Below are 9739 nucleotides of genomic sequence, written 5' to 3' on the forward strand. Positions count from 1 at the left end.
TTGTCGCGTGCGGTGCAGTGTGAGGATGATCTGATGAAGCCCCTGCGTAGTGGGCTAAGCTCGCAAAAGACGCGAGCAAAGCCACTACGGATGCTGGTGTTCTTCCTTGATCGGGACAAAGCGCATGTGGGGTCGGGTGACAGCTTCGCAGATGGCCGCCGCATCGGCGGCATCGTCCTTGCCACGTTTGCCGGAGAGGCGGTAGGGGGTGACGAACTTCGGCGCCATCAGTTTGACGGTGTGGCCGTAGCCCCGGAACAGCCGGGCCCAGTGGTGGGCACCGGAGCAGGCTTCGATGCCGATCAGGCACGGGGATATCTGGACGATCAGCGGCAACAGTTGATCCCGCGCGACCTTCGGCTTGATCAGTACGGCTTTGCCGTTCTCATCGACGCCATGCACGGCAAAGATGTTCTTGGCAAGATCGATTCCAACAGTGACAATGCTCATGGATTTCCCCTTTCGAGTTTCGTTAAATGGATGACTTCAGAATCACCATTTTGGCACGTCGGTGCCGTGCGGTTGCGTATTCGCTTCCTCGGGACGGGGAAGTCCCTTTCATTCGTTGGGCGTCATGAAGTCAGCATCTGCGCGGCGTGGTGACAAAAGGCACACAGCGGCGTAAACTGCCCTTATGAAACCATATCGCTGGAGCCCGGAGAAGAACGAGACCGTCAAAGCTGAGCGGGGTATCTCTTTTGAGAACATTGTTGTCTCAATTGAGGCCGGTGGGTTGCTGGACATCCTGGCTCATCCGAAACAGGCGAAATACCCAAGGCAGCGCGTTCTCGTGGTCGCGTGTGAAAACTACGTCCATTTGGTGCCGTTTGTTGAAGAGGAAGACTATTTCTTTCTCAAGACCATAATCCCGAGCCGCAAGGCAACGAAAGACTATTTGAATCAAGGAGAAACAGATGCCGAAAATTGATGCCTACGAACATGAAGTCCTCACCGCCTTTGAGAAAGGCCAACTGAAGTCCGTTGCCACGAAGGCCGAGCTAGCGAAGTTCAAGGCAGCAGCACGCGCTACGGCCATTAAGGATCGCCGGGTCAACATCCGTCTGTCTTCTGGCGATTTGAGCGACATTCAAGTTAAGGCACTTGAGGAAGGTGTGCCGTACCAGACGCTTATTGCCAGCGTTCTTCACAAGTACGTTACGGGCCGTCTGACCGAACCGCGAGCCACCAAACAATCAAGTCGCCCCGCGACAAAGCGCCGCGTAACGTCTGGCCGTTGAATGTTCGCTTTGGCGCCGACACCCAACCCTGCGGTGCAGGGGACGCTGCGCGATAAAGCTGAGCAGCGCCGGTGACTTCTACATAGCGAATCAACATATGCCAATCACTCCGTTTCACTTCGGCCCTGGTGCAGTAATCCACGTCCTTGCACCGAGGCATGTCAGCTTTCTCGCCTTCTGTGCGGCAAACGTTCTGATAGATATTGAGCCGCTGTACTACATGCTCGCTCACCAGGAGCGTCTGCATCGGTTCTTCCATACCTATGTGGGCGCCTCATTGGTGGCGCTGGCCACCTTTGCGCTGTTCCTTGCATGCCGTTGGTTTGCGCGCCTGTTCTGGCTCCCGAATCCGTTCCAATGGCAAAGCCTGAGTCTCCTGGCCGTTGCAATCGGTGCAGCGGCAGGAACCTGCTCGCATATCGTTCTGGACAGCGTCATGCACTTCGACATCACACCGTTTGCACCTTTCAGCGATGCCAACCCACTGTTCCGGGTTACCTCCCTACCCGCACTGCATTGGTTCTGTTTGGGCTCAGGGGCGATGGCCCTGCTCATCCTTGGCGTCAGGCGAGTTGCGGTCAGTCAGAATGCGCGCTAATCCATCCAGGCGCTGGCAGTGAAAGTCCATCGCCTTGAGTTGCCTATCAAGGGATGTACGGCCATTCGATCTCGTCGCTGCGTTTGACGCCAGCGGTCATCGCGCGGCACAGCCCGATAAATTCACGCATGCCGGCGGTCTGGAATTTGCGTTGGTGCCAGAGAAACTGGAAATGCCGAAGCAGATCAAGCTCGGGGGTTTCGATGGCGACCAGACTTCCGCGCCGAAAGGCCTCGCGCAAGGCCAGTCTTGATATGCAGCCGAGGCCGAGGCCCAATTCCACCGCCCGCTTGATCGCTTCGGTGTGTTCGAGTTCGAGACGTACCTTGAGGTCGAAACGATGATGGCGTAGCGCCTGATCCAGTGTCTCGCGTGTTCCGGAACCCGACTCTCGAACAATCCAGAGCTCGCCAGCAAGCTCGGCTAGCGTCGCCGAGCCTTTTAAGGCCAGACGATGGGTCGGCGCACAGAACACCACCAGTTCATCTTCAACCCAGGGTTCGACTACCAGGTAGGGATGCCGGCAATTGCCTTCGATCAGCCCCAAGTCGAGTTCGTAGCGCGCCACCTGATCGATGATCGTCGCCGTGTTGTGCACCTGCAAGCGGGCTGAACTTTCGGGATGCCGTTTGAGATAGTCGGCAACGATCAGCGTCGCCAGGTAGTTGCCGATGGTCAGCGTCGCGCCGATACGCAGATTGCCGAAACCGGCACGTCCTTCGAGCACGGTCTCGATCGCCGTGGCCCGCTCGATCAGTTCCACCGCTTGCGGCAACAGCGACTGCCCGAGTTCGTTGAGCCGCAAGCTCTTGCCGACGCGGTCAAAAAGCTGCGTGGCGTAGAGCCGTTCGAGCTCGCCCAGTGCCGTGCTGGTCGCCGACTGCGAGAGTGACAACGCTTCAGCCGCGCGCGACACGCTCTCCTGCCTGGCCACCGCAACAAACACCGCCATCTGACGCAAGGTGAACCTCATATCGACTCCATGGATATTAATTATCTAAATAATCTGTTTTACAGATATGTTATCGCGTTATAGCATTTATTTCTTCAAAAACTGTCATAGAGCAGACCATGGCCAATCTTTCCACCCAGCGCGTCCTTTCCGTCCATCACTGGAACGACAACCTTTTCAGCTTCCGCACCACACGCGACGAGGGGCTGCGCTTCATCAACGGCCAGTTTGTGATGCTTGGCCTTGAACAGGAAGGTCGACCGCTGACGCGTGCCTACAGTATCGCCAGCGCCAACCATGACGAGTTTCTCGAATTTTTCAGCATCAAGGTACCGAATGGCCCGCTGACCTCGAAGTTGCAGAACCTGGCGGTGGGCGACGCCGTCGTCATCAGTCGCAAACCAACGGGTACGCTGGTTCTGCGCGACCTGAAGCCGGGCACGAATCTCTACCTGCTGGCGACCGGCACCGGTCTCGCTCCCTTCCTCAGCCTGATTCAGGATCCGGAAAGCTATCAGCGCTTCGAGAAGGTGGTTCTCATCCACGGCGTGCGCACGGTGAGCGAACTGGCCTACCGCGAGTTCATTACCCATGAACTCCCGAATCACGAGTATTACGCCGATCTGGTGCGCGACAAGCTGATTTATTACCCGACCGTCACCCGCGAGCCATTTCAGAACCGGGGCCGGATCACCCACCTGGTCGAAAGCGGCAAGCTCTTTGCCGACATCGGCCTGCCACCGTTCAATCCGGAACACGACCGCGCCATGGTCTGCGGCAGCCCGGCCATGATCAAGGATTGCTGCACCATGCTCGACCAGCGCGGATTCAAGGTCTCGCCCTACATCGGCGCCATGGGCGACTACGTTATCGAGCGCGCTTTCGTCGAGAAATGATCCGGTTTTCTGGATGGTAGGTCGGGGGTTGCGATTTCAGGTCACTTGGGCAGTTTTCAATCGGGCGGTTTATCTCAGTGGCTGTAAATAAATTGATAAACAGCTCCCAAGCCGTGGCCCGAGGCCAGGCTTCGCGCTCATTCCGGCGCAAGCCGGAATCCAGTGCCTTCCTCTGATATCCATTAAAACAATCGGATAAACGAACTGGACCCCGGCTTGCGCCGGGGTGACGAGCGTGGAAGCAGCAATGATTTTTTCCCGGACTCTCAGTCCAGATACAGTGCTCATTACGTCGATTTGGCCTATTCTTGTGCCTGATGACTCCCGAGACCCCTCCCATGATTTCCAGCTTACTGAAAAAGCACTTCGGGCTGTGGCTTGCTGTGCTCATTTTCATGAGCGCGCTGCTCGCCTGTTCCGGGAAAAAATACGAGGCCATTCCTTTCGGTGCCAAGGTGCTGGTTATCGGCGACAGCATTACCGCCGGCTACGGATTGAGTCCGGAACAGGCCTGGACCAGAACACTTGCCGCCGAGACCGGATGGCAGGTCATCAATGCCGGGGTCAGTGGCGACACCACAGCCGGGGGTAACGAACGATTGCCTGCGCTGCTCGACGAACATCAACCACTTGCCGTCATTATCGAACTCGGTGGCAACGACATGCTGCGTCGCCAGTCGCCAGCAAGCATTGCCGCCAATGTCGAAACGATGATCGGCGAAATCAGTCGCCGAGGATACCGGCCAATCCTGATGGCGGTACCCAAGCCAAACATTGCCGGCGTCGTCTTTGCCAGCCTTTCAGACGCGCCGCTTTATGTCGGGATTGGCAAGCAAAAGAATATCCCCGTGATCGAAGACATACTTTCCGACACACTCTCGAAGCCGGAACTCAAACTCGACGAACTTCATCCAAACAGCGAGGGACACCGGCAGATCGGCAAGGGTGTGGCCGGCGCATTGCGCAAACAGGGCCTCGTGCGTTAGCGCCTCCGGCACAGGGTACAATGACGCCCTCACCCTGCCCGGAGTACCTCATGAGCGCCAAAAGCAGTATTTCACTCGTTCTGACCGCCATCGGCGATGATCGCCCTGGCCTGGTCGAGCAGCTTGCCCGAGTCATCAGTGATCATCAGGGCAATTGGCTGGAGTCATCGATGTCGCACCTGTCCGGCAAATTCGCCGGGATCGTGTGCGTCAGCCTCGGCAAAGATCAGCTCGAGGCGCTCAAGACTGCGCTGGCCAGGCTGCCCGGCCTGAGCATCACGTCCGAGGTGTCCGAATCTACAGACTCAGGCGAATCCAGAGTGGGTGAGAGACGGCTGAAGCTGTCGCTGGTCGGCCACGACCGCATCGGCATTGTGCGTGAGGTATCCCAGGTTCTCGCCCGGCACGCGGTCAATGTTGAAGATCTCAACACGTATATCGCCAGTGCGCCGATGTCGGCGGCGATACTTTTCCATGCCGACGCCGAGCTGACCGCCTCGCCAGCGCTTGATGTCCGTGCTCTGACCCATGATCTGGAAAATCTGTCTAACGACCTGATGGTCGATATCACGCTCAATGAAACCCTCCGGACCTGATGCTGAACGGTACCGTTATTCTGGTGCTGACTCATTGAATTGCCGTGGCCCATCGCCTGCATCTCCGCCCACTCTGGGCGCTCTCGGGTAAGCTACGGCCTTTTCCCGCCAAGCCCGTATAGTCGGCCTTTCGCCTATCCGATTTCCTGACCAAGAACCCAAGACTCCAATACTCCAGCCATGGCTCAATACGTTTTTACAATGAACCGCGTGGGCAAGATCGTTCCGCCCAAACGCCAGATTATCAAGGACATTTCCCTTTCCTTCTTCCCCGGTGCCAAGATCGGCCTGCTCGGCCTCAACGGCTCGGGCAAGTCGACCGTGCTGCGCATCATGGCCGGTGTCGACAAGGACATCATCGGTGAAGCGACGCCGATGCCCGGACTGCACATCGGCTATCTGCCGCAGGAACCCCAGCTTGATCCTGCATTGAGCGTGCGCCAGGAAGTCGAATCCGGCATGGGTGAAGTAGTTCAGGCACAGGAAAAGCTCGAAGCCGTCTACGCCGCCTATGCCGAAGAAAACGCCGATTTCGACAAGCTGGCCGAAGAGCAGGCGCGGCTTGAAGCAATCATCGCCGCCGCCGGTTCCGATCTCGCCAGCCAGCTCGAACTGGCTGCCGACGCGCTGCGCCTGCCGCCCTGGGACGCTTCGATCAGGAACCTGTCCGGTGGCGAAAAACGCCGCGTGGCCCTGTGCAAGCTGCTGCTGTCCAGACCCGACATGCTGCTGCTCGACGAACCGACCAACCACCTCGACGCTGAATCGGTCGAGTGGCTGGAGCAATTTCTCGTGCGTTTCCCCGGTACCGTGGTCGCCGTTACCCACGACCGCTACTTTCTGGATAACGCCGCCGAGTGGATTCTCGAACTCGACCGGGGCGAAGGCATCCCCTGGAAAGGCAACTATTCAAGCTGGCTTGAACAGAAGGAAGCGCGACTGGAAACCGAATCGAAACAGGAATCCGGCCGCATCAAGACGATGAAGCAGGAACTGGAGTGGGTACGGCAGAACCCCAAGGCTCGGCAAGCCAAGAGCAAGGCACGTCTGGCCCGCTTCGAGGAACTCTCCAGCGTCGAATACCAGAAACGCAACGAGACACAGGAAATCTTCATCCCGGTCGGCGAACGGCTGGGTAGCAAGGTCATCGAATTCAGGAATGTGAGCAAGGCCTTTGGCGAGCGTCTGCTGATCGAGAAGCTCAGTTTCAACGTCCCGCCCGGCGCCATCGTTGGCATCATCGGCCCGAACGGTGCAGGCAAATCAACGCTGTTCCGCATGCTTACCGGTCAGGAAAAGCCCGATTCGGGCGAACTCGAAGTTGGCACCACCGTCCAGCTGGCCTACGTCGATCAAAGCCGCGACTGCCTCGACGGCAATAAAACCGTGTTTGAGGAAATTTCCGGCGGCTCCGACATCCTTACCGTCGGCAAGTACGAAACGCCGTCACGCGCGTATATCGGTCGCTTCAATTTCAAGGGGTCGGACCAGCAAAAGAAGGTCGGAACGCTCTCCGGCGGCGAACGCGGACGGCTGCACATGGCCAAAACGCTGATCGCCGGCGGCAACGTGCTGCTGCTCGACGAACCGTCCAACGATCTGGACGTCGAAACCCTGCGCGCACTGGAAGATGCACTGCTCGAATTCGGCGGCAGCGTCATGGTGATCTCGCATGACCGCTGGTTCCTCGACCGCATCTGCACACACATCCTGGCCTGCGAGGGCGACTCGCAATGGAGCTTCTTCAGCGGCAACTACCACGAATACGAAGAGGACAAGGTGCGCCGGCTTGGCGAGGAAGGCGCCAAGCCGAAGCGGATTCGCTACAAGCCGATCACCCGCTAAGGCCGATGTTTTCGCCCATTGAAAAAGACCCGCAGATTTGACTCTGCGGGTCTTTTATTCCACCTGAAACCGGCGGGTTGCCGACAATAAGTGGACTCTTACGGGTTTGCCGCGTTCTTGTGCGACAAACGCTTGCGCGACAAACCGCTGATCAGTGCTCTGCCCGGAGGCTGGCGGCAAAAGCCACTTCCATGCTTTCCGGAAACTGGAACCGGGTAAATGCGCTGTGGATCTCGGCTTCGTTCACACCGGCGCTGTGATCCTGAAAACGGATACCCAGCGGGCGACCGTTGGAAGCCAGAGTGGCAAAGGCGAAACGCCAGCGTTGCGCTTCGGCCAGACGCTCGCGCAACTCAAGTTCGTTGCTGATCGCGACACCGGCTTGTTTCAGAGAATCCAGGAATTGATCAAAGGATTCATTACTCAGACTACCCATTTTTGTCTCCGTCAAGTATGGCGTATGCTCGCCCATGTGCTAATTAACGCCGTCGTTGAGAACCGGTTGACACAGAGTTTTAATAATTTGCCGGGCTCAAACGGCGCTTACAGGAAGTCCGGCATGGCACTACAATGTGCGCCATGCCCATCGATTGTTCCCCCATGCCACCCAAAAGCAAGCTTCTGGAGCTGCTGGCCCCGGCCAAAAACGCCGAATTCGGCATCGAAGCCATCGTCCATGGCGCCGACGCCGTTTATATAGGCGGCCCGGCCTTTGGCGCGCGTGCCAACGCCGGCAACCCGGTGGCCGACATCGCTCGACTGGTCAGCCACGCCCATCGCTTCAATGCTCGGGTTCTGGTCGCCCTCAATACCATCCTTGACGACGAGGAACTGGAAGAAGCCAGGCGGTTGGTCTGGCAGCTCTACGACGCCGGTGCCGACGCGCTGATTATCCAGGATATGGGTCTGCTTGAACTCGATCTGCCGCCGATTCAACTGCACGCCAGCACGCAGACCGACATCCGGACACCCGAAAAAGCCCGCTTTCTCGAAGAAGTCGGTTTTTCGCAGATCGTTCTGGCGCGCGAGCTCTCGCTCGAGCAGATTCGCAAAATCGCCGGACAGACGAGTGCTGCCCTCGAATTTTTCGTGCATGGTTCGCTCTGCGTGAGCTACAGCGGGTTGTGCAACATCAGCCACGCTCACACCGGACGCAGTGCAAACCGGGGCGATTGCTCGCAATCCTGCCGCCTGCCCTACTCGCTGGCCGATCAGGAGGGCCGGATCATTGCCGAGGACAAGCACCTTCTGTCAATGAAAGACAACAATCAGAGCGATAACCTGCGGGCGCTGATCGACGCCGGCATCAGTTCGTTCAAGATCGAAGGACGGCTGAAGGATCTTTCCTACGTCAAGAACATCACAGCGCATTACCGCCAGCAGCTCGATGCCATCATCGAGGAACTGCCCCATTGCCGGCGCAGCTCCTCAGGACGCAGCACGTTTTTCTTTACCCCGCAACCCGAAAAAACCTTCAACCGTGGTTCGACCGACTACGTCCTGAAAGACCGCCAGGCCGATATTGGCGCCTTTGCCTCACCAAAATTCGTCGGCGAGCCCCTTGGCACGGTGATCGGGATCGGACGCGACAGTTTTGAGGCAAGTAGTGATGCGCCCTTGCACAACGGCGATGGGGTGACCTACTTCAATGCCGATCAGGAACTCGTTGGGCTGCGTATCAACCGTGCCGAAGTGGCAGGCGCTGGCTACCGCCTCTTCCCGACACTCAGCGATGGCAGGCTGCCCGGCGATCTGCGGGTGGGCACCAGCCTCTATCGCAATCACGATCAGGAATTCGAGCGTCAACTGGAGAAAAAGTCGGCCGAGCGGCGTATCCCGGCCAGACTACGTTTTGAGGAAACAGCGGACGGCTTTGCCCTGCACATAGAGGACGATGAAGGGGTCAGCGCCGTTGGTCATCTGCCACACGCCAGGGAGCCCGCGCAGAATGCCGAGCGGGCGCTCAGCACCCTGCGCGAGAATCTGAGCAAACTCGGCTCCACCATTTACAGCGTCGAATCCATCGATCTGGCCATCGACACCGCATGGTTCGTGCCGGCTTCTGCGCTCAATGCGCTTCGCCGCACGACGTTTGAAGCACTCGATATCGCTCGCATGGCCGCCTATCAACGCCCTTCTCGCTGCGCCCCGGTTGATCCTCCCGCCATCTACCCGGAAGCCGCATTGAGCTATCTGGGCAATGTTTTCAACAAGAAAGCACGTGCCTTCTACGAGAAACACGGGGTCAGCGTGATCGAGCCGGCCTATGAGTGCCACACCGAAAGGGGTGAGGTGTCGCTGATGATCACCAAGCACTGCCTGCGTTACAGCTTCAAGCTCTGCCCCAAACAGGTCAAGGGCATACGCCCCGACCCGATGGTTCTGATCAACGGCAATGAGAAGCTGACCCTGCGCTTTGACTGCAAGCCCTGCGAAATGCACGTTATGGGCAAACTGAAGAAAAACCGGACGATTCAACTGGCGATCAGGTAGCGCGGCCCGTCAATAATGCGGCGGAATTTCTTCTCGCAAATTTCGCGGCTCGGCAGGTTCGGCATGGGCCTGCATCTGCCCGTAGAGAACCCGTAACTGTTCCTGCAACAAATCGAGCTGCTGTTGTTGCCGATA

Annotated in this window: 11 protein-coding genes and 1 pseudogene; 8 read left to right on the forward strand and 4 right to left on the reverse strand. The window is 58.0% G+C overall.

Features of this window, described 5'->3' with window-relative positions:
- Nucleotides 1-93: 93 nt before the first annotated feature.
- A pseudogene (locus JNM42_RS05215) lies at nucleotides 94-450 on the reverse strand (transposase); the annotation flags it as partial.
- Nucleotides 451-634: 184 nt separating this feature from the next.
- Between JNM42_RS05215 and JNM42_RS05220 the strand changes: the two are divergent.
- From JNM42_RS05220 to JNM42_RS05230, 3 genes are all read left to right on the forward strand, one after another.
- Nucleotides 635-928, forward strand: a complete 294-nt coding sequence (locus JNM42_RS05220; protein ID WP_294267257.1) for a toxin — start codon at nucleotides 635-637, stop codon at nucleotides 926-928.
- A complete protein-coding gene (locus tag JNM42_RS05225) occupies nucleotides 915-1238 on the forward strand; it encodes a hypothetical protein (RefSeq protein WP_294267259.1) in 324 nt (107 codons plus the stop codon). The genes JNM42_RS05220 and JNM42_RS05225 overlap by 14 nt, the downstream gene beginning before the upstream one ends.
- 97 nt (nucleotides 1239-1335) lie before the next feature.
- Nucleotides 1336-1836 carry a hypothetical protein gene (locus JNM42_RS05230; protein WP_294267262.1) on the forward strand — a complete coding sequence of 167 codons (501 nt, stop codon included), beginning with the start codon at nucleotides 1336-1338 and terminating at the stop codon, nucleotides 1834-1836.
- A gap of 46 nt (nucleotides 1837-1882) precedes the next feature.
- Here the strand turns inward: JNM42_RS05230 and JNM42_RS05235 are convergent, their stop codons facing one another.
- A complete protein-coding gene (locus tag JNM42_RS05235; RefSeq protein ID WP_294267265.1) occupies nucleotides 1883-2809 on the reverse strand; it encodes a LysR substrate-binding domain-containing protein in 927 nt (308 codons plus the stop codon).
- A 98-nt stretch (nucleotides 2810-2907) separates the two neighbouring features.
- Between JNM42_RS05235 and JNM42_RS05240 the strand changes: the two genes are divergently transcribed.
- From JNM42_RS05240 to ettA, 4 genes are all read left to right on the forward strand, one after another.
- Nucleotides 2908-3684, forward strand: a complete 777-nt coding sequence (locus tag JNM42_RS05240) for a ferredoxin--NADP reductase (protein ID WP_294267268.1) — start codon at nucleotides 2908-2910, stop codon at nucleotides 3682-3684.
- A 338-nt stretch (nucleotides 3685-4022) separates the two neighbouring features.
- Entirely contained in the window at nucleotides 4023-4670 is a 648-nt protein-coding gene (locus JNM42_RS05245; protein ID WP_294267271.1) for a GDSL-type esterase/lipase family protein, read from the forward strand.
- A 50-nt stretch (nucleotides 4671-4720) separates the two neighbouring features.
- Nucleotides 4721-5266, forward strand: coding sequence for an ACT domain-containing protein (locus JNM42_RS05250; RefSeq protein ID WP_294267274.1), 546 nt, complete (start codon nucleotides 4721-4723; stop codon nucleotides 5264-5266).
- Between the two features lie 180 nt (nucleotides 5267-5446).
- On the forward strand, nucleotides 5447-7111 hold the full coding sequence (gene ettA, locus JNM42_RS05255; protein WP_294267280.1) for an energy-dependent translational throttle protein EttA: 1665 nt from the start codon (nucleotides 5447-5449) through the stop codon (nucleotides 7109-7111).
- Between the two features lie 151 nt (nucleotides 7112-7262).
- On the opposite strand, the gene JNM42_RS05260 is transcribed toward ettA, so the two are convergent.
- The gene (locus tag JNM42_RS05260) at nucleotides 7263-7547 is read right to left on the reverse strand and encodes a hypothetical protein (protein ID WP_294267282.1); all 285 of its coding nucleotides are present in this window, start codon (nucleotides 7545-7547) and stop codon (nucleotides 7263-7265) included.
- Nucleotides 7548-7711: 164 nt separating this feature from the next.
- Between JNM42_RS05260 and JNM42_RS05265 the strand changes: the two genes are divergently transcribed.
- Nucleotides 7712-9604: a U32 family peptidase gene (locus JNM42_RS05265; protein WP_294267284.1), complete on the forward strand. Its 1893-nt coding sequence runs from the start codon at nucleotides 7712-7714 to the stop codon at nucleotides 9602-9604.
- A gap of 9 nt (nucleotides 9605-9613) precedes the next feature.
- On the opposite strand, the gene JNM42_RS05270 is transcribed toward JNM42_RS05265, so the two are convergent.
- Nucleotides 9614-9739, reverse strand: a 126-nt coding sequence (locus JNM42_RS05270) for a SlyX family protein (protein WP_294267286.1), incomplete at its 5' end; no start/stop codon positions are given.

It is taken from the genome of Propionivibrio sp. (genome assembly GCF_016790145.1).
Taxonomy (GTDB): Bacteria; Pseudomonadota; Gammaproteobacteria; order Burkholderiales; family Rhodocyclaceae; genus Propionivibrio.